The 20,274-nt window shown below is 62.1% G+C and carries 16 protein-coding genes; 11 read left to right on the top strand and 5 right to left on the bottom strand.

Annotated features, from left to right (window positions below; translation table 11 throughout):
- The first annotated feature begins 19 nt into the window (after nucleotides 1-19).
- Nucleotides 20-1,354 (top strand): glycerate kinase, encoded by a 1,335-nt coding sequence (locus tag AV929_RS20230; protein WP_064289113.1) that lies wholly within the window; start codon nucleotides 20-22, stop codon nucleotides 1,352-1,354.
- 125 nt (nucleotides 1,355-1,479) lie between these two features.
- Entirely contained in the window at nucleotides 1,480-2,829 is a 1,350-nt protein-coding gene (locus AV929_RS20225) for a hypothetical protein (RefSeq protein WP_064289112.1), read from the top strand.
- A 210-nt stretch (nucleotides 2,830-3,039) separates the two neighbouring features.
- On the opposite strand, the gene AV929_RS20220 is transcribed toward AV929_RS20225, so the two are convergent.
- Nucleotides 3,040-5,220 carry an LUD domain-containing protein gene (locus tag AV929_RS20220; protein ID WP_064289111.1) on the bottom strand — a complete coding sequence of 727 codons (2,181 nt, stop codon included), beginning with the start codon at nucleotides 5,218-5,220 and terminating at the stop codon, nucleotides 3,040-3,042.
- Between the two features lie 2 nt (nucleotides 5,221-5,222).
- On the bottom strand, nucleotides 5,223-5,744 hold the full coding sequence (locus AV929_RS20215; RefSeq protein ID WP_064289110.1) for an LUD domain-containing protein: 522 nt from the start codon (nucleotides 5,742-5,744) through the stop codon (nucleotides 5,223-5,225).
- Between the two features lie 380 nt (nucleotides 5,745-6,124).
- On the opposite strand from AV929_RS20215, the gene AV929_RS20210 reads away from it, so the two are divergent.
- Nucleotides 6,125-7,129, top strand: coding sequence for a HEAT repeat domain-containing protein (locus AV929_RS20210; RefSeq protein WP_014031139.1), 1,005 nt, complete (start codon nucleotides 6,125-6,127; stop codon nucleotides 7,127-7,129).
- 607 nt (nucleotides 7,130-7,736) lie between these two features.
- On the opposite strand, the gene AV929_RS20205 is transcribed toward AV929_RS20210, so the two are convergent.
- A complete protein-coding gene (locus AV929_RS20205; RefSeq protein ID WP_014031138.1) occupies nucleotides 7,737-8,504 on the bottom strand; it encodes an IclR family transcriptional regulator in 768 nt (255 codons plus the stop codon).
- Between the two features lie 298 nt (nucleotides 8,505-8,802).
- Entirely contained in the window at nucleotides 8,803-9,837 is a 1,035-nt protein-coding gene (locus AV929_RS20200; RefSeq protein ID WP_050006929.1) for a galactitol-1-phosphate 5-dehydrogenase, read from the bottom strand.
- 346 nt (nucleotides 9,838-10,183) lie between these two features.
- On the opposite strand from AV929_RS20200, the gene AV929_RS20195 reads away from it, so the two are divergent.
- The 6 genes from AV929_RS20195 to AV929_RS20170 all read left to right on the top strand — a co-directional run bounded on the left by AV929_RS20195 (nucleotide 10,184) and on the right by AV929_RS20170 (nucleotide 16,949).
- Complete coding sequence (locus tag AV929_RS20195) at nucleotides 10,184-11,617, top strand: extracellular solute-binding protein (protein ID WP_014031136.1); 1,434 nt, start codon at nucleotides 10,184-10,186, stop codon at nucleotides 11,615-11,617.
- Between the two features lie 36 nt (nucleotides 11,618-11,653).
- Nucleotides 11,654-12,586, top strand: a complete 933-nt coding sequence (locus AV929_RS20190) for a carbohydrate ABC transporter permease (protein WP_014031135.1) — start codon at nucleotides 11,654-11,656, stop codon at nucleotides 12,584-12,586.
- A complete protein-coding gene (locus AV929_RS20185) occupies nucleotides 12,586-13,464 on the top strand; it encodes a carbohydrate ABC transporter permease (protein ID WP_050038457.1) in 879 nt (292 codons plus the stop codon). Before AV929_RS20190 ends, AV929_RS20185 begins: the two co-directional genes overlap by 1 nt.
- Before the next feature lie 91 nt (nucleotides 13,465-13,555).
- The gene (locus tag AV929_RS20180; protein WP_064289109.1) at nucleotides 13,556-14,716 is read left to right on the top strand and encodes an ABC transporter ATP-binding protein; all 1,161 of its coding nucleotides are present in this window, start codon (nucleotides 13,556-13,558) and stop codon (nucleotides 14,714-14,716) included.
- A 71-nt stretch (nucleotides 14,717-14,787) separates the two neighbouring features.
- Nucleotides 14,788-15,441: a class II aldolase/adducin family protein gene (locus AV929_RS20175; protein WP_064289108.1), complete on the top strand. Its 654-nt coding sequence runs from the start codon at nucleotides 14,788-14,790 to the stop codon at nucleotides 15,439-15,441.
- A 32-nt stretch (nucleotides 15,442-15,473) separates the two neighbouring features.
- The gene (locus AV929_RS20170) at nucleotides 15,474-16,949 is read left to right on the top strand and encodes a rhamnulokinase family protein (protein ID WP_064289107.1); all 1,476 of its coding nucleotides are present in this window, start codon (nucleotides 15,474-15,476) and stop codon (nucleotides 16,947-16,949) included.
- 4 nt (nucleotides 16,950-16,953) lie between these two features.
- Here AV929_RS20170 and AV929_RS20165 read toward each other — a convergent pair whose 3' ends face one another.
- Complete coding sequence (locus tag AV929_RS20165) at nucleotides 16,954-17,727, bottom strand: SDR family NAD(P)-dependent oxidoreductase (protein WP_014031130.1); 774 nt, start codon at nucleotides 17,725-17,727, stop codon at nucleotides 16,954-16,956.
- 120 nt (nucleotides 17,728-17,847) lie between these two features.
- Between AV929_RS20165 and dgoD the strand changes: the two genes are divergently transcribed.
- A complete protein-coding gene (dgoD, locus tag AV929_RS20160) occupies nucleotides 17,848-18,999 on the top strand; it encodes a galactonate dehydratase (protein WP_014031129.1) in 1,152 nt (383 codons plus the stop codon).
- Nucleotides 19,000-19,068: 69 nt separating this feature from the next.
- Nucleotides 19,069-20,100 carry an NAD(P)-dependent alcohol dehydrogenase gene (locus tag AV929_RS20155; protein WP_064289106.1) on the top strand — a complete coding sequence of 344 codons (1,032 nt, stop codon included), beginning with the start codon at nucleotides 19,069-19,071 and terminating at the stop codon, nucleotides 20,098-20,100.
- The last annotated feature ends 174 nt before the right edge of the window (nucleotides 20,101-20,274 follow it).

Below are 20,274 nucleotides of genomic sequence, written 5' to 3'. Positions count from 1 at the left end.
TTCGGATGGAAACAGTTGTATGATTCAGAACCGGGCCGCACTGGCTGCCAACGCTGCACGCGAGGTGGCACTCGATTGTATCGAGGCCGCCGTGGCCGCGGCTGCGCCAGAAGTGGCCACTAGGTCGGTCGTCAGCCGCGTCGGTGAGACGCTGACAGTCGGTGAGACAACGTACGACCTCGGCAACTACACCGATGTCGTTGTTGTCGGCGGCGGGAAAGCCACGGGTGGCGTGACCCGCGCGCTCGAATCCATTCTCGGCGACTCCCTCAGCGGCGGCCACGTCGTCGTCGAGCAGGCTATCGACACCGAAACCGTCCGGAGTTCCGTCGGAGACCACCCGTTACCGTCGAACCGGAACGTTGAGGTGACCATCGATATTCTCGAAACCGTCGACGACGCCGACGAAGACACGCTCGTGCTGTTTGTCCTGACCGGCGGAGCCAGCGCGCTTCTGTCGGCTCCGGCCGGAGACCTGACGCTGGACGACCTCCAGACGACGACCGACAGACTCCTGAGTGGTGGCGTCCCGATTGAAGAGATCAACGCGGTCCGGAAGCACCTCTCGGACCTGAAAGGCGGGCAGATAGCACGGCGCGCGGCTCCCGCCACTGTCGCCGGGGTACTGATCAGCGACGTTGTCGGGAACGACCTCTCGACCATCGGTAGCGGGCCCTCAGTTCCGGACGAAGCCACCTACGAGGACGCCCTTGACGTGTTTGCTCAGTACGACCTCACTCCACCGCCGGCCGTTCGAGACCACCTCGAAGCCGGACGAGACGGCCGAATATCGGAGACACCGTTTCCCGGCGATTCGGTCTTTGACCGGGTCACGAACCATCTCATTGGGGACAACGCAACCGCACTTGACGCCGCCGCTGCTGTCGCACAGGAAGCCGGGTACGAACCGCTCGTGCTCACGTCTCGCCTGCGCGGCGAAGCCCGCGAGGTGGCGAAACCGCTCGTCGCTATCGCCGAAGAAGCTACGGCGACGGGAACACCCGTCGAGCCGCCGGCCGTCCTCCTCGCCGGCGGCGAAACGACTGTGACCGTGACCGGGGACGGTGGACAAGGCGGCCCCAATCAGGAGTTCGTCCTCTCCGGCGCACTGGTCCACGACGGCGACGCGGTCATCGCCGCCGTCGACACTGACGGCGAAGACGGGAGCTCCGACGTGGCCGGGGCTATCGCTGACGCGACCGTCGTCGCCGACCGCGAACGGGCCCGCGACGCGCTTCTCGCAAACGACGCCGGCTCGTACCTCTCTCAAATCGAGGCGACAGTCGAGACCGGGCCGACCGGGACGAACGTCAACGACGTGGCCGTGCTCGTTATCCCAGACCCGAGCGAGTAATGCCGGCCCCCGAGACACGGTGGCTATTTTCGAGTGGTACTACCGGACTGCCGCATCACGATGGAAGGGCAGTACCGTTCGATCCGTGGCTCACGTTTATCAACAGACAGTCTGATATGCTGCGTATGAACGCATCCGATCAACAGATCGCGGCGGACGCCCTCTCCGTTCCGGAAGAAACAATCGTCGATGCCTGTGGCGACCCGCCGCTCCCCGAACTCGGCGTCATCGAACAGAACTGGGAGACGGACCCGATAGCGCCGGACGACGTCGCAACACACGCGGCCCGGGCGGTCGAGTCCCTGTCCTTTGCCGACGTGCCAGAAGGCGGCGAAGTCGCGCTGGGCGTCGGCAGCCGTGGTATCGCGAACCTGCCCACTATTGTCGCCGGTGTCGCCGACGCAGTTTCCGACGCCGGCTACGAGCCGTTCGTCTTCCCGGCCATGGGGAGCCACGGTGGGGCTACCGGCGAGGGCCAGCGAACGATGCTGAACGAACTCGGCGTGACCGAGTCGGCTATCGGCTGTGAAATCCGGTCGACCATGGACGTGGTCGAGGTCGGGCGAACGCCGGACCGGGACGTGCCCGTCGTCGCAGACGATACGGCTGTGGCGGCTGATGCAATCATTCCCATCAACCGCGTCAAACCGCATACGGACTTCGACGGGCCAGTCGAGAGCGGGCTCTCGAAGATGCTCGTCATCGGCATGGGCAAGCAACGCGGCGCACAGATCGCGCACAAGTGGGCCGTCGACTGGTCGTTCCGGCGGATGATTCCAGAGATCACCGGGCAGTTGCTCGACGAGTTGCCGATTGTCGGCGGCGTCGCAATCGTCGAGGACCAGCACGACGAGACGACGCTGATAGAGGGCGTGCCGCCAAGTGGCTTCCTCGACCGCGAGGCGGAACTGTTAGAGACCGCCTACGAACTGATGCCCAAGCTCCCGTTCGATGAACTCGATCTCGTGGTATTCGACCGCCAGGGGAAGGAAATCAGCGGCCAGGGACTCGATACTAACGTCATCGGCCGCCGACCGTTCTCGATAAACGAGCCGGCTCCGGAGACGCCAGACATCAAGCGCATCTTCACACGCGGGCTGACAGAGAAGACTCACGGGAACGCGATGGGCGTCGGTTCAGCCGATGTCGTCCACGAAGATGTCGTCGCGGAACTCGACGCGCAGACGTCGCTGATCAACGCGCTCACCGCGAGCACGATTCGCGGGGTGAAAGTACCGCCAGTGGTCGAAACCGACCGCGCCGGCATCGTCGCCGCACTGTCGACGATAGGGGTCGTCGACACCGACACCGTTCGCGTGCTCCGTGCGGCCGACACGATGCATCTCCACCAGCTCTACGCGTCACCCGCGCTGGTCGAGGCCGCACGCGACCGTGACGACCTCCGAGTCGTCGAAGCGCCGTCGCCGATCGAGTTCGACAACGGACAGCTCGCCGCGCCGCCACTCCGCGAATAGCTGTCGGTAGCGGACCTGCATACGTGCACTGCAGACCGCAGACAGGACAAGACACGATACGCACGCGTCACACCGGCACGCACGACATCTCGGGTCGTGGTGTCCATTCCAATACGTAGCCCAACACGCGCAAGAGGTATAAATACGGGATAAATAACGGCCGTACACGCGTTAGGGGCTGTGTCCTGTTGCCTGCACGCGGTTCTCAGTTTATGTCGCCAACAGCTCGATAGGATGGCGCGGCTGCCGTTCCAGCAGGGCGTCGATCTGTTCGAGACAGGAAGTCCCGCTTGCGACGACGGGGCGGTCTTGGACACCGTCCTCGCGCAACTGCGTCCGGAGTCGGTCGCCGACGTCCATGCTCAGTTCGTAGTAGTCGGACTTGTACCCGAAGCTCCCGGCCATACCGCAACACTCCACATCGGACGTGACGACGTCGTAGCCACACTCTTCGAGCACAGCGACAGTGTGAGCTTCGAGCCCGAGCGTCCGCTGCTGGCAGTGGCTGTGGTACGCGATTTCAGCGCCGGTGACTGTCGAGAGCGACTCGACGGACGCCCCGTTGTCGAGCAGCCCGAACACGTATTCGAAGACCTCGTAGCTGTTCTCCGCGATGTCGGTGAACGCCGACTCGTCGAGGAGGCGCTCGTACTCCCGTGTGAACATCGCGTGGTCGCTCGGTTCGATAACGACCACATCGCGGCCGTCTTCGATATGAGGTTCGAGGGCCTCTGTGACCCGCTCAGCGTGGTCTGTCGCCGTCGCAACCATACCCTGTGATAGCGGCGCGCGGCCGCTGGATGGTACCGGTGGGACCACCACGTCGACGCCCAGCGATTCGAGCACCTTCACCGCGGCTTTGCCGCGCTCGACCTGTACGTGATTCGTGTACAGGTCCGGGTAGAGCACCGCCCGGCGCTCGGGGTTTGTGACCTGTGAGTCACGGGCAGCGGCCCAGTCGACGAGCGTCTCCCGCTCGAACGTCGGGAGGTCACGTCGCGGGTCGATACCCAGAATTCGGGCCATCGCTTGCTGTGCGACTGTCGTGTCGGCCAGCCAGTTCGACACCGGTGCGGTGGCGCTGCCGAGCTTTGCGACGGTCTCGAAGTTGCCGAAGAAGCGCTTTTGCAGTGGCGCACCGTCGTCCTCCTCGTCGGGCGTGAGTCCGTCGACGAGCCACTCTCCGGGAGCGTCCTTGTCGCGGTTGATCCGGTCCCGGACGACGGTGTTGATCCATGGGATATCGATGCCGACCGGGCAGGCGTTCACGCAGCGGGTACACCCGGTACAGAGGTCGTTGAACTCCTCGGCCACGTCCAGCCCCTCGATGCCGGCTTCCCATCCGGTCGCGATGCCACCTGAATACGTCTCCCCGCCGAAGGCGTGGCCGCCCACGCTCTGGAAGTTCGCACAGGAGTTCGAACAGGCGGAACACCGGATGCAGTACAGCGTCTCCCGGAGGTGCTCGTCGTCCCGCATCTCCAGCCGGCCGTTGTCGATGAGTACAAGGTGGAAATCGCGGTCGGCGTCGAACGCAGACAGCGGCGTTTCGTCGTCGGTGAAATCGACGACCGGCGTGTCGACTGGCGGGGTCAGCAGCGAGACGTACGACGTGATGTCCTGTCCGGTGCCCGACCGACCGATGAGTTCGATGAACGGGTGGAGGTCTCCAACCGTCGGGATGACCTTCTCGACGCCGGCCACTGCGACGTGCGTGTCCGTCGCGGCCACGGTTTTGCGGGCGTTGCCCTCACTGGTGACCAGCGCCATCGTCCCGGTATCGGCCGTGACGAAGTTCGCACCGGTGATGCCGACTTCCGCGTCGATGATCTGCTCGCCCAGCTTTTTCCGGGCGAAGCGGGTCAGTTCCTCGGCCGTCTCCAGCGGCTCGTCAGGCTCGAACCGTTCGTTGAACAGCTCCGCGATGCTCTCGCGGGACTTGTGAATCGCCGGGGCGACGATGTGAGAAGGGGCTTCGTCGGCGACCTGCAACACCCACTCGCCCAGGTCCGTCTCGACCACGTCCACGCCATCTGCTTCGAGCGCTTCGTTGACCTCGATCTCCTCGCTGGTCATTGACTTGCTCTTGACGACCCGGTCAGCCGCTCGTTCGTCGACGACATCGCGAATGTAGTCGTTCGCGTCGGCGGCGTCGTCGGCGATGTACACCGTTCCCCCGTTCGCTTCGACGGCCTCCGTCAGTTGGTCGAGGAGATCTGGAAGTTCCTCGATGGCGTCCTCCTTGATACTCCGGGCCGCTTGCTTGAGTTCCTCGTAGTCTCCCAGGTCCGCGACAGAGTCGTAGCGCCCCGTGTTGAACCCCTGCGTGTTCTCCGCGACTGCCGCGCCCTCGGTCCGCATCAGCTCGCGGAGTTCGTCGGCGGTCGCCATCGTCACGCACCCTCCTCGACGATGATGACGTGGACTTCCTTGGGTCCGTGTGCGCCTTTGACGAGCGCGCCCATGTCGGCTGTCGCGCTCGGTCCTGTTGCGATGATCGCGCTCCCACCGGTTTCGTTGAACCGTTCGTCCAGTTCTGCCACTGCCGCGTCCATATCGGGCTGGATGTCTTCCTCGTGAAGAATGGCGACATGACGCTCGACAAACAGGCTCAGGAGTTCGCTGGCCTCTTCGGTCATCGAGAGGACGAGCGAACCGTAGTCGCCGATGCCGAGTTCAGCACCGGTTACGCCGGTGGTCGCTTCGCGAAGCGCGACCGGAGTGGGGTCGACCGTGACCGGCGTCTCCGTGAGAGAAAACGCCTCGTCCCCGGCCGTTTTGTCGAGCGCGATCCCGACTGCAGGCTCCGTGACTGCCTCCGTAACAGCGGCTTCGAGGTCGGACTCGGCAGTGCTTGAAACTGTCACACCCAATGCTTCGAGAGCGCCCTCGAACGACGCGCGTTTGCTTTTCATCTATGCGCGAACCGAAAACCTACATCATCATTTAGCTTTTGTCTGAAACGGGCGGAAGTCCGACAAATCCAGTGGGCTGCCGCGTATATCCAGCTACGCTGGGCATCGTTTTACTAGATCAGCAGACAGTTACTGTATTTACTTATATTGCCACTCGCCCGATGTAAGCTGATTAATATATTCGCCACACAAATACATCCAAATATCGGTACTCTCTACCGACATCTCTCATAAATAGGTGTATAAACCATAGATGCATTACCATATACGGCATTAATGGCGGTATCACAGTTTCAACGGTGTGCGGTTATTTCGGATCGAGTAATACCCGGGAGGCAAGGGGTTTTGTGGGTTCTCCGAGAAATGCCGACAACGGACCGATGGACGACCAATCCGGTGCACCTCCAGATTCAGAGATTGTGACGTTACTCGAACAAGGAGAGAAAGCTGACGCACTGACAGCACTTGAGCGGCTTTCGATGGCCGGAGCGGCTGACCAGCAGGCGTGCTTGCGGTCACTCAAAGCGGCTGCTGACGACCAGCCGAAACTGTTCGACGGCGTACTGACGTCGCTCACTGTGTTTTTGCAGAATAGCGAGCGGCCAACACGGCTCACGACAGCGAAATTGTTCGTCACGGTCAGCGAGAGCGCGCCGGACAGCGTGGTTCCGGTTGTCCCGACGCTTGCCGAGCGACTGGCGGATGAGTCGGAGTTCTACTACGTTCGCGCCCGGTGTGCAGAGGCGCTGGGCTACGTCGCCGTCGACCATCCCGATGCCGTCGTCTCACCTGAGGTCGTGGCAGACCTGCGCATCGGCCTGGAGTTCGACAAACCAGAAGTTAGGGAGAAATTAGCGAAGGCGCTGGCCCACGTCGCCATGGGCCGTCCCGACAGACTCCGCTATCAGGTCGACTCGCTCGCCGAGCATCTTCGAGCGGACAGCGAACTGGTTCGATATCACCTGAGCACAGCTCTCGTCGTTATCGGCTCTGCGTGTCCCGAACGGCTTACAGACGCCAGGGAAGCACTCGTCTCGTGTCTCGAAGACGAAAGCAGATACGTCCGCGGGCGGGCAGCCGAAGCGCTGGGGTTGCTTGCCGGCACTAAGAGCGTGGAAGCGTTCCCGGAAGCACAACTCGAAGAGTTCACTGTGGACGAGGAGTTTGTTGCCGAGCGAGCCCGGTTCGCTCTCTCCCAGTATCGCGGGGCGGAACCTGCTGATGGCTTTACAGGAATAGCCGCGAGAGATGCAATCCGCACACAGACATCCGACATTGTCTCGGAGATCCGGACGCCGGAAGGCGATGACGGGTGCCCACACTGCGGGCTTTCGCTCCCCGAATCCGGCCCCCCGCTGTGCCCGGGCTGTGGCACCCCATTGTGAGGGCACAGTCGGTTTTCCTGCAGTTCCCACAGAAACCGCATTGTCTCCGTCTCTGACAGGGTCACGGTTGCAGTAGTTATCTGGTGCTGCGTCGTCTCGTAGCGATACCCATCAGAGCTATCTACTTCCGTGGAAGATCAGATGTTGCGTATGGGACATACAGACTTGGATGGAATAGACGTATATCTGGCAATTCCATCTCCAATTTTGAAATATATGACTGGAAATGTGTCAATCATATATTCATATTAGCGGTGGGCGTGAGTTAGAGACCAATAGCCGCTGTTGTAGTCAGTGGGACTGTCCCCACAACACCTCGCTGTTCAATCCTGCTGTCTGTTCTGCTGTAGAGAACAGCACGCGATTGACAGCAGTAGCACTCACACGATGGTGCTTAATCTCACAGTCAGTACAGAGGGGCATAAAGTGATCCGCGATTCCTTCGTGAGATTACTTCTGATGCCGGGGTGACCGGAAACTATCTTTTCGACGCATGAAGATCAGGCGTCGTCGGTAGCGGTGTGTGGCAGTGAGGCCGTTCGTCCATTCCGATGGCGGCCACCAACAGAATAGAATAACAGTAGTACGCTCGTTATTCAAGAACCCATCAATTCGATGTAAGGGCCACCTGAATGGATTTTGTCGTGCTGAGGACTTGCCCGGTGATATCCTCCCTGAGGTATCGGCCGTTCAAACGCTCAACGGGGCCACAGATGCCCAGTGCAGCGATCCGATCACCACTGACGTCAGGGAGCGGGGCGGCAACACCGATAATCCCCTCGTACTGTTCTCCTCTACAGAACGCAATGCCGTCATCACGAACCCGGCGCAGTTCCTCGATGAGTTCATCTGGGTCGACGAGAGTTGCGTCAGTCGGTGCGACAAGCTCTCTTTCATCGAGAACCGATTCGACGCGATCACTCGGGAGCGACGACAGCAGTGCCTTTCCCGGAGCGTTGACATGGAGTGGCAACCGTTCGCCCGCGTGGAACGGGACTCCCCAGCCGTCCTCGGGTTCGGAGATCGACACCGGGACACCGGCCGTTTCTTCGAGGACGAACAGTGTCGCTGTCTCCCCTGTTGCCGTCGCGAGATTGTCCAGTTGTTGTTTCGCCGCCTGATAGAAACTGAGTCCATCACGCGTTCGCTCACCGAGAAACAACGGGCGGAGCGACGCCTCGTACTTCTCTGCGCGCTTGACCACGTATCCGGCCGCACGCAACGTCGAGAGGTGGTTATGGGCGACGCTCTTGGAAACCCCGACGAGATTGGCAAGCTCTGTAACGCCGACAGGCCCCGTCGCGTCGACAAGCGCTTCGAGGATAGCCACCGATGTCTGGGTTGCTTCGACTGCATACTGTGGTTCGTCGGTCATTGACCGTCGTTTCGACCCGCCGCGACAAAAGCCTGTTCACTAGAGCAGAACAGATGGTGGCATGTGCAGTAGGCCCAGAAGATATCCTACATTATTTATCACTATTTTCTGGATCGCTACGAGTTCCGACTGTCGAAATTTATTCGTTCTTCTCTCCAGAACAACTGCGGCCGGTTGCAAGGCACCGCGTCAAGTGTGGACTGTACTGTTCGAGTTCACGAATTGCTTCCATAGCGATACCGTGGTCAAGCGCCACGACGACCGCATTTCCGGACAGTATCGAGGAGGTCGTACTCGCTCACTCGGAATCCCCTGGAACGACTACTTTCTTCAGCCCCTCAGCGTTGCCCATCCGTTCAAACGCTGTCGGGAGATCGTCGAGCCCGATACGTTCGGTGATGAGCGTCTCGGCATCGATGCGTTCGTGTCTGAGCAGTGTTATCGCTCGCTCGAAGTCCTCGGTCGTCAGGGAGAACGAGCCGCGGTAGTCGACCTCGTCGAAGAAGACATCGAACGGGCTGATTTCCATTGTCGCTTCTTGGTCAGGGACGCCGAAGATGAGTGTCGAGCCACCGGACGCAGTCACAGCGTTGGCCTGCTTGATTGTCGGGACGAGCCCAATAGCCTCGGCGCCGACGTCGACCGGTCCGCCGGCCGCCGCACAGATCGCCTCCTCGGGATCTTCTTCGTTGGGGTCGACGACGGCATCTGCGCCGAGGTCGGCAGCCAGCTCTCGTCGTTCGTCATCAAGTTCGGAAACCACGATTGGGGCAGCGCCTGCATTGCGGAACGCCTGCAGGAGCAGCAAGCCAATCGGGCCAGCGCCGATAATACCGACGCTGTCTCCGGGTTTGATGTCTGTCTGCTCGACGCCGTGGACACAGCAGGCGAGCGGTTCGGCGAGTGCGGCCCGTTCGAATGACATCTCGCCGATGTCCTCGACGTTGATCGCCGGGACGCGGACGTATTCAGCGAAGGCACCGTCGAGGATGGTGTCACCGGCACCGCCGATGCTCGTGTTGTTCTCACAGAGGTGCGTCTCCCCCTTCTTGCAGTACGAGCAGGCGTTACAGGGGACGGTGGGGTTGATTGCGACGCGGTCTCCGACCGCGATGCCCTCAACGTCGGCACCGACTTCCGCAACGGTCCCGGCACCTTCGTGGCCCAGGACCAGCGGTGTCTCTGCGGCGAAGGTGCCGTGGTACATATGATAGTCGGTCATGCAGACGCTACAGGCGCCGACCTGAACGAGAACCTCGTCATCCGCAGGGTCCGGTCGGTCACGCTCTTCGACCGTAATTTCGCCGACAGCGGTCAACGTACTGGCCCGCATCAGTTCACCTCCGACGGTCGGGTCGCGGTCGTCACTACAGCAGTACCTCGGTCGTGAGTTGGTGTGGGTCGGGTCATGGGTGGTCTGGGCCGTAGCCCGTTGTCACTGGTCCAGCCGAGCTGGACGCATACAGCGGACTCAGCCACGATCCGTACTATCGATGTTTTCGGACCGTGTATTAAAATCTTGCCACGGTCTCCCGTAATCTGGCGACAGAGGAATTCGTAGATAGAGGCGTCCTAGTACTGCAAACCGTCGGATCTCCCCCAGTGGGATGGGTATTCTACCTTACAGATGATTACCTTTATTATGCATCGGTAATTCGGTAGTGACGAGGCAAACTGGCATGACCAACTCCAACAGGCGGACGTTTCTGAAAGCGACAGGTGTCGGACTACTCAGCGGTCTCGCTGGCTGTACACGAGGCGGCGATGGCTCAGATGGGAGCGGAAGTGACGGCTCAAGTGGGGGTAGTGATGGCGGAACCAGCACCGACGGAAGCGATGGCGAGCTCGCGATTCCACTCAGCGAGTACGAGGACGCCGATATCGACTGGCGACAGTTCGAGGGGTCCTCGATCAACATCGGGGCCGTCCAGCACCCCTGGGTTTCGGCCATCAAACCCGCGGTCCCGGTCTTCGAGGAACTGACCGGGATCGACGTCGTCTGGAACGTCCTGCCCGAACAGCAGTTCCGGACCAAGCGCCAGACGGACGTCAGTACCGGCGCTGGGCAGTTCGACGTTTTCTACATGGATCAGGTCGTCAACCAGTTCCGCGAGGAAGGCTGGATCCAGCCGCTCGACCCGTTCTTCGATGATGAGAGCCTCTTCGACGAGGACTGGTACGATCCAGACGACCTCTTCGAAGCGTCGCGGTGGCAGGCTCACGGTGGCGGCTACAGCGACACATGGACCGGGATGCCGATTACCGTCGAAGTCCAGACGCAGTTCTACCGCAAAGACCTCTACGACAAGCACGACCTGGAGGTCGCGGAGACGCTCGAAGAGTTCCGTCAGAACGCACAGACCATCCACGAGAACGAGTCGGACGTCGTCGGCACCGTCGGCCGTGGCGACAAGGGCTACGGGATGAACATCTACATCCTCAACACGTTCCTGCGCGAGTTCGGCTCCTCGCTCTGGACCGAGTTCCCGACCGATTCCGGCCTCGACTCCGACGGCGTCATCAACGCCGCGGAGTGGTACGTCAGCCTGCTGCAGGACTACGGTCCCGAAGGCGCGTCCACGCAGACCTGGTCGGACGTGCTCTCGACGATGCAGGAAGGGCGCGCCGGCCACATCGTCTCCGACGCGAACCTGTTCTGGCCCGGACTCACCGGCTCTGACTCCTCGGTCGCCGACACGATTGGTATCGCGAAGGTTCCCAGTCCGGCTGATGGCCAGTTCTCGCCCAACGCGTTCAACTGGCAGATCTCCACGTCCAAAAACGCCCAGAACTCCGAGCAGGCGTTCCTGTTCATGGTGTGGGCGTCCTCGCAGCCGACCAACACCTGGATGCACGTCAAGGGCGACGCCGCCTTCTCCGTCCGCCAGTCCGTCTGGGAGAACGACGAGTTCCGCTCTCGCGTCGGCGAGAACTTCGCACAGGTCACCCTCGAATCCCTGCAGGAAGCAGCGCCGGACCCGTTCGACCGGAAGTACCCCGAATGGGGCCAGCGGTACTCGGAGGAACTGCAGCGCGCCATCGCCGGGCAGAAGTCCGCTGAGGAGGCGATGACACAGGCGGCATCCATCGCAGAAGACATCTACAGCAATTAAGTCTCAGCCACACCTGCGCCACAACACATCCCACAAATGAGTACACCAACGCAAACGGAAACGACACCTCAATCGACCTTCGCCAGGCTGCGGGACCTGTGGAACGACTACCTCCCGTACTGGTTCATGGCACCGATGGTGGCGGTGATGGTGATGATCACCTTCTTCCCCGGTGCCTACGACCTGTATCTCAGCCTGATCGCGGAGCCGACACTCGATGTATTCGCAGCTGATTTCGTGGGGCTGCGCAACTTCGAGACGGCGTTTACCCGCGGCGGCGCGATCCACTCGTTCGTCATTACGATTACTGTCGTCGTCAGCGCGCTGCTCCTCGAAACTATCCTCGGGTTCGTCCTGGCCGCGCTCGTCGCCGGCGTCGGCTCCGGCCGGGCGAAGTCGTTCTACCGGGTGTTGTTCATCATTCCGATGGCCGTCGCCCCCGTCTCGCTCGCGACCATCGGCCGGATCATGCTGAACAGCGAAATCGGAATTATTCCGTACGTCATAAACACCGGCACGCCGTTCGCAGCGCCGAATTTCCTCTCGGAAATCCCGCTGCTGACGGTTATTCTCTTAGACGCGTGGAACTGGACGCCGTTCATGTTCATCATCTTCTACGCCGGCCTCTCGTCGGTGCCGAAGACGCTCATCGAAGCGTCGCGCGTCGACGGTGCGCCGATGTGGCGTCGCTACGTCCACGTCATCATCCCCTACATGAAGCCGGTCGTGTTTGTCGCGACGCTCATCCGGTTAATCGACCTGTTCCGAACGTTCGGCGTGGTGTACGGGCTCACGGGCGGCGGCCCCGGGACGGCGACCCAGCTCGTGAGCATCAACATCTACGAACAGATGTTCATCAACAACCAGATCACCGTGGCCGCAGCGATCGCCGTCGTCTACCTCGTCCTCGTCGTTGCACTGTGTAACGTCATCATTGCGAAGGTCGGCTTCGAGGGGGTGTGGGACTGATGGCGACAACAGATAGCGACTCTGCGACCGCGTCACAGCGGCTTGACAAGGATACGCGGGAGAAACTCGTCACGGCCGCTCGACACACAATTCTCCTGACGTGGTCGTTCATCGTGCTGTTCCCGCTGTACTGGCTCGCTTCGATGTCGCTGAAGCCGCCCGGAACAGCGAATTCGCTGCCCCCGGACTGGATCTTCCTGCCGACGGTGTACAACTACATCCAGTTGATCCAGGATTCCGGGTTCGTCGCGGCGTTCGCCAACAGCCTCGTCATGGTATCCGCGTCGGTCGTCCTCGTGCTGTTGATCGGCGTCCCCGCCGCGTATGTGCTCTCGCGGTACGATATCCCCATGGAGCGGGACGTGCTCGTGTGGATACTTTCCTCACGGATGCTTCCGCCGATTGCCGTCGTGCTCCCCTTCTTCATCATCTTCCGGGAGCTCAATCTGTTCGACACGCGGGTCGGGATGGTGCTGATGTACGTCAGCATCAACCTCTCGCTCGTCGTCTGGGTGATGAAAGCGTTCTTCGACGGCATCCCCGAGACGCTGGAAGAGGCGGCCCGTGTCGATGGCGCGACCCAGTTCCAGGGCTTCAGGAAGGTCGTCCTCCCGGCGGCCAAGCCCGGCATTTTCTCGGTCGCCATCATCAGCTTCATCTTCGCGTGGATCGAGCTGCTGTTCGGGCTCGTGCTGACGAGCTTCGAGGCCGTACCGGTGACGCTGTTCGTCTACTCGTTCATCGGCTCGCGCTCGATCGAATGGGGGATGCTCGCGGCCGCCTCGACAGCGATGATCGTTCCGGTCGTCATCTTCCTCATCGCGGTCAACAAGTACCTCGCGGCCGGGCTCAGCTTCGGCGTGGTGATCAAAGAATGACGACGCTGTCCACACCACGACACGTATCGCTCGCAAACGACGCCCCTGCGGCGGCGGTAGCTTCACTTAGCCGCACATCGGAGGCAAGATAATGGCAAAGATCACAATCGACGACGTTACGAAGCGATTCGGTGAAGGAGATGAGTCAATCGTCGCGGTCGACGACGTCTCGCTGGACATCCGCGATGGCGAGTTCATCGTCTTCGTCGGTCCGTCCGGGAGCGGGAAGTCGACGCTCATGCGCATCGTCGCAGGGCTGGAAACGCAATCCGAGGGCGATATCAGAATCGGCGATAAGGTGGTCAATCAACTCGGCCCGCGCGCCCGGGACATCGCGATGGTGTTCCAGAACTACGCGCTGTACCCCAACATGACCGTCGAGGAGAACATGTCCTTTGGGCTGAAAATGTCGACGGACATGTCCGCCGACGAGATCGAGGAAGCCGTTACGTCCGCTGCCGAGATGATGGACATCGATATGCTGTTGGACGACAAGCCCGGCGAACTCTCCGGGGGACAACAACAGCGTGTCGCGCTCGGCCGCGCTATCGTCCGTGACCCGAACGTCTTCCTGATGGACGAGCCGCTGTCGAACCTGGACGCGAAGCTCCGGGCGGAGATGCGCACCGAGATCAACCGGCTCCAGAACGACCTCGACGTGACGACGCTGTACGTCACCCACGACCAGACGGAGGCGATGACGATGGGCGACCGGCTCGTCGTCCTCAACTACGGGGAACTCCAGCAGGTCGGCACGCCGCTGGAGTGTTTCTACCGCCCGGCCAACCAGTTCGTGGCCGGCTTCCTCGGCTCGCCGTCGATGAACTTTTTCGAGGGCACCGTCGAGGGCGGAACCCTCCGCGCGGACGGCTTCGACTTCGACCTGACCGAGCGGATGCAGTCCGCTGTTGGGAGTCGAAACGAACTCGTCCTCGGTATTCGGCCGGAGGATATGACGCTTCACGACCGGGCGAACTCGGGCCACGAGTTCGAGGCCGTCGTCGACGTCGTCGAACCGATGGGGAGCATCTCCTACGTCTATCTCCAGGCCCGGTCACAGAGCCACGAGCAGACGTTCATCGTCGAGACGGACGGCCAGCGCCCGATCAGCGAGGGCCAACACGTCTACGTGGAGATCCCGGACCGGGACGTGCACCTGTTCGACCGCGCCAGCGGCGAGACGATCCACCAGCGCCAGCTCGGTGACGACGCGGAGATGGCGCTCGAAGAGCAAATGAAACCCGCCGAGTGACGGCGATACCTGTCGTCGCCTCACTCGCCGCAACCGACAGTTATCGACACACGACACATGACACATGACACATGACAGATCAAGACATTGCACACTACGAGACGCGAACCGCTATCTGCGAGTACGGCCGGAGCCTGCTCGACGACGACCTGACAACCGGGACTGGCGGGAACCTCAGCGCCCGGCTCGACGAGAACCACATCGCGATCAGCCCGTCGGGAATCCCCTATGGAGAGATCGAACCGGAAGACGTTCCTGTTGTACGGATGGATGGCACTGTCGTTGAGGGCGACGTCGAGCCGTCGACGGAGCTACCGATGCATCTGGCGGTCTACCGCGAGCGGCCCGCGGTCGGTGGCGTCGTCCACACCCACTCGCCGTACGCGACGACGTTTGCCTCGCTCGGGGAGGCGATTCCCGCCTCCCACTACCTCCTCTCGTTCACCGGGACGGAGGTCCCAGTCGCCGAATACGAAACGCACGCGACCGAGAAACTCGGCGAGGCCGCCGTCGACGCGCTGGGCGAGTCGTTCAACGCCACGCTGTTGCGCAACCACGGCGTGCTGACCGCCGACGAGTCGCTGGACGACGCCTACACGGTCGCGTTGATGGTCGAGTACTGCGCCCGCATCCACCATCAGGCCCGGGCCATCGGCGAGCCGGAGATCCTCCCGGACGAGGAGATCGACCGGCTGGCCGATAAGCTCGACAGCTACGGACAGTGACCACTCGTGCGAACCACACCTGAGAGCATCCCATGAACCACGTCGCAATCGACATCGGCGCGAGCGGCGGGACGGTGTTCCTCGGCGAGGTGACCGAGTCCTCGTTCGCGGTACAGGAGGTCCACCGGTTCGACAACCGACCCGTCGAACGGGACGGCCGCTACGTCTGGGACGTCGACGCGCTGGTCGACCACATCGGCGACGGGCTCCGTGCGGCCGACGACCGCGCCGACGGCCTCGACACGGTCGGTATCGACACCTGGGGGCTCGACTTCGGACTCCTGGCCGACGGCGAACTGCTCCGGGACCCGGTCTCCTACCGCGACCCCGAGTCGACGGCCACACGCGAGCAAGTGTTCGAGGCCGTCGGCAAGCGGCGGCTGTTCGACGCGACCGGCATCACGAACTGGAACACCCCGAACACGCTGTGGCAGCTCCATACCATCGCCGAGCGCGAGCCGGAACTCCTCGAAGCGAGCGACGGCCTGCTCATGATGCCACAGCTCCTTTCGGCACGGATAGGGGGCCGGCCGGCGGGCGACGTGACGATCGCCTCGACCACGCAGATGGTCGATCCCGAGGCGCGAACGTGGGCCATCGACCTGCTCGACGAGCTGTCGGTTCCAACGGACCTGCTCCCGCCGCTGTCTGAACCCGGACAATGTCTCGGGGCGGTCGATGACGACGTCGTCTCGGGGCTGTCTTCGCCGCCGGAAATAGTGACGCCGGCGAGCCACGACACGGCGGCGGCCGTCGCCGGCCTCCCGCTCTTCGAGGACGCCGCGTTCCTCAACACCGGGTCGTGGTTCGTCCTCGGCGTCGAGCGCGACGACCCGGTGCGGACGGACGACGCCTTCGAACAGGCCGTCTCGAACGAACTCGGCGTCGACGGGTCCGTCCGGCTCCTGAAGAACATCAACGGCTTCTTCATGCTCGAAGAATGCCGCAAAGCGTGGCGCGAAGCGGGCGAACCGCTGGAGTACGAGACGCTGTTGTCGGCCGCCGAGGAGGCCCCGCCACGGGCCGCACTCGTCGATACGGATGCCGAGACGTTCGGCATCGACGAGCCGATGCCCGAGCAGATCCGGGCCTACTGCCGCCGAACGGACCAGCCCGTCCCGACGGGGCAGGGCAGCATCGTCCGCTGTCTCCTCGACAGCCTGGCGGCGAAAACGGCGCTGGAACTCGACGCGCTCGCGGCAGTCGTCGACGACCCGCCATCGCATATCGTGCTCGGTGGCGGCGGTGTTAGAAACGAGCTGTTCTGTCAGCTACTGGCCGACGCCACCAACCGCCCAGTGTCGACTGGCCCAGTCGAGGCGACGGCTGTCGGCAACGTCCTCACACAGGCCGTCGCCGCCGGAACGGTTTCTGACATCGAAACCGGGCGGCAGTTGGTCGAATCGGCGTTCGAGACGACGACATACGAACCGGGTACCGCTGGCGAGTGGGCCGACGTAAAAGACCGGTTGGCCGCACTGACCGACGCCTCGTCGCCCGAGGCCTGACACCTCACCGCGAGGTGTAGCCGCCGTCCATCACGACGGTCGACCCCGTCATGTACGACGACGCGTCCGACGCGAGGTAGACGACGAGTTCTTTCAGTTCCTCCGGTCGACCGAGTCGGCCCATCGGCGTGTTCTCGAGCCACGTTTCTTCCATCTCGGGGCTCTCTTCGAGCACTTCGTCGACGAGTTCGGTCCGCATGTAGCCGGGCGCAATAGCGTTGACGCGGACGCCCTGCTCGCCCCACTCGACCGCCAGTGACTGGGTCAGCATCCTGACGCCGGCTTTCGTCGTGTTGTAGCTGGCCTGTTTCTGCGGGACGTTCACGTCGAAGCCTGACATCGAGGAGACGTTGACGATGCGGCCCTCGCCCCGTTCGAGCATCTGCTGGCCGACGTGTTTGGCACAGAGAAAGACACCGTCGAGGTTGACCGATACGACCCGCCGCCATGACTCGATGCTCGTCTCCTCCGCAGGGGAGTTCTCGACGATCCCGGCATTGTTGACCAGTACGTCAATCGGTCCGAGGCGGTCGGTCACGTCTTCGACCATCGCCTCGACCGAGGCTTCGTCCGTCACGTCGACCTCCGTCGCGACGACGTCCGTTTGACCGTCGAGTTCTGCGGCCGTCCGTTCCGCTTTCTCGATGTTCACGTCCGCGATAGCCACGTCGGCCCCCATCTCGGTGAGCCCGGTCGCCATCTGTTTGCCGAGACCCTGCGCCGCACCGGTGACGATAGCTGTCTCTCCGTCGAGGGAGAAGCTGTCAACTACACTCATGCGTACGCTTGGTGCTCCGGTAGCCTCCAGCATAAATGTACGCCTATTTTTGTTACAGTCTTTGTCGGGCCGATATCGGCAGCCAGTCATTACAAGTACTCCCTCGCAGATAACATAGCTATGCAAATCACCGACTTCGAACTGTTCGCCGTGCCGCCGCGGTGGTTGCTTCTTAAACTGGAGACTGACGAGGGGATCGTCGGCTGGGGCGAGCCCATCGTTCAGGGCCGGTTGGAGACAGTCCGTGCCGCTGTTACCGAGCTTATCGAGGCGTATCTCCTTGGGGCCGACCCACTTCGAACCGAGTATCACTGGCGGAAGCTCTATCAGAGCGGGTACTTCCGCGGCGGGCCGATACTCATGAGCGCGCTCGCGGGCATCGACCACGCGCTCTGGGACATCAAGGGGCGGCACTACGGCGCACCGGTGCACGAACTACTCGGCGGGCACGTCCGCGATAAGCTACTCGTCTACCAGTGGCTCGGTGGCGATGATCCGCAAGACGTGGCCGCGGCCGCGAAAGAGGACCGAGAACGCGGCTACAGAGCGTTCAAGTTCAATTTCGCCCGGGAGTTTCGGCCGATTGAGACGCCGAACGCTGTCGATCATGCGGTTGAGCGTGTGGCTGCAATCCGTGACGCCGTCGGTGACGACGCCCTCGTCGGAGTCGACTTCCACGGCCGCGTCTCGAAACCGATGGCCGCGGATCTCGTCGAGCGACTCGAACAGTTCGATCTGATGTTCATCGACCAGCCGCTGCTCCCCGAACACGACGACTCGTTTGCCAGTATCGCCGAGCGGACGACTGTCCCGATAGCGACTGGCGAACGGTTCTATTCGCGTTATGACTTCAAGCGCCTCCTCGTCGACGACGGGGTGTCGATACTCCAGCCCGACGTGACCCACGTCGGTGGCATCAGCGAGATGCGCAAGGTCGCGTCGATGGCGGAAGCGTTCGACGTAGCCGTCGTTCCACACTGTCCGCTCGGCCCCGTCGCGTTCGCGGCGAGCCTGCAGGTCGGGTTCTGCGCCCAGAACGTCGTGCTGCACGAACAGGACCTCGATCTACACGACCCGACGACGAGCCAGCGACTCAAGGTCCTGGAGGACCCGAAGACGTTCCAGTTCGAAGACGGCTACGTCAAACGGCCGACCGGCCCCGGACTCGGTATCGATCTCGACGAGACTCTCATCCGTGAACTGGCACAGACAGAGGTCAACTGGTACAACCCGGTATGGCACCACGAGGACGGGAGCGTCGCGGAGTGGTAGCTGGACACGGCAACCCAATGGGGCGGCCCACCCTGTGTATTTTTATGGCTCTGTTCCGTGCCAACAGGTATGCGAACTGCTGTACTGGTAGAACCAAATGAGTTCGAGCTGAAGGACCGTCCCAGACCGTCGCCCGGGCCCGACGACGTACTCGTTGCCGTTCGCGACGTTGGGATCTGTGGCTCCGACGTCCACTACTACGAACACGGTCGTATCGGCGACTACGTCGTCGAAGACCCGCTCGTCCTCGGACACGAGAGCGCCGGTGAAGTCGTCGAAGTGGGCGAGAACGTTACGCACCACGAACCGGGCGACCGGGTCGCGCTCGAACCCGGCGTTCCGTGCCGGCGCTGTGCCCACTGCAAGCGCGGCGATTACCACCTCTGTGAGGAAGTGACGTTCATGGCGACGCCGCCACACGACGGCGCGTTCACGGAGTACGTCTCGTGGCCGGCCGACTTCGCCTACACGCTCCCGGAGGCCGTTTCCACTGCTGAAGGGGCACTGTGCGAGCCGCTTTCGGTCGGCATCCACGCCTGCCGCCGCGGCAGCGTCGGAACCGGGGATACAGTGCTGATAACCGGAGCTGGGCCGATTGGGCTGATGGTGCTGGAGGCCGCGCGTGCCGCGGGCGCGACGGACGTAATACTGACCGATGTCGTCGACGAAAAGCTGACCTTCGCCGAAGAACGGGGAGCGGACCTGACCGTCAACGTTACCGAAACGGATCTCGATGCGGCGGTCGCCGAGTACACGGACGGCGTCGGTGCTGATGTGGTCGTCGAAGCCTCCGGCGCGGAGCCGTCGATCAAGTCGACAATCGACGTGGTCCGTCGGGGCGGCACGGTCGTTCTGGTCGGACTCGCCAGCGAAGCGGAGGTCCCAATCGACGTGCTGGAACTCATCGACAACGAGGTCGACGTCCACGGCTCGTTCCGGTACAAGAACACCTACGACGCGGCTGTCGACCTGTTGGCCGACGGCGAAGTCGACGTTGAGGGAATCATCGACTTCGAATCCGGACTTGAGGACATCGACGACGCGTTCCGCCGAGCGATGGAGCCGACTGTGGTCAAGGGCATGATATCACTTGATTCGTAACCGGCACTGCATTGAGAAGACTGCCCCGGAAAAAGCGCGATATGATAGCTATACAGGTATTGCTGAGTATTGGTAGTAATTTCAGCAGGCCCGTTGTACGCACGACCCCGTGACGCGACTCTGAAACAATTAATGAGGCGGTATATTCTCTGAATGTACGGCCTCATAGCGCTT

The organism is Haloarcula sp. K1, assembly GCF_001647155.1.
Lineage (GTDB): Archaea > Halobacteriota > Halobacteria > Halobacteriales > Haloarculaceae > Haloarcula > Haloarcula hispanica.
The sequence above is the reverse complement of the archived record's forward strand: the minus strand, read 5'-3'. Positions and strand labels throughout refer to the sequence as shown.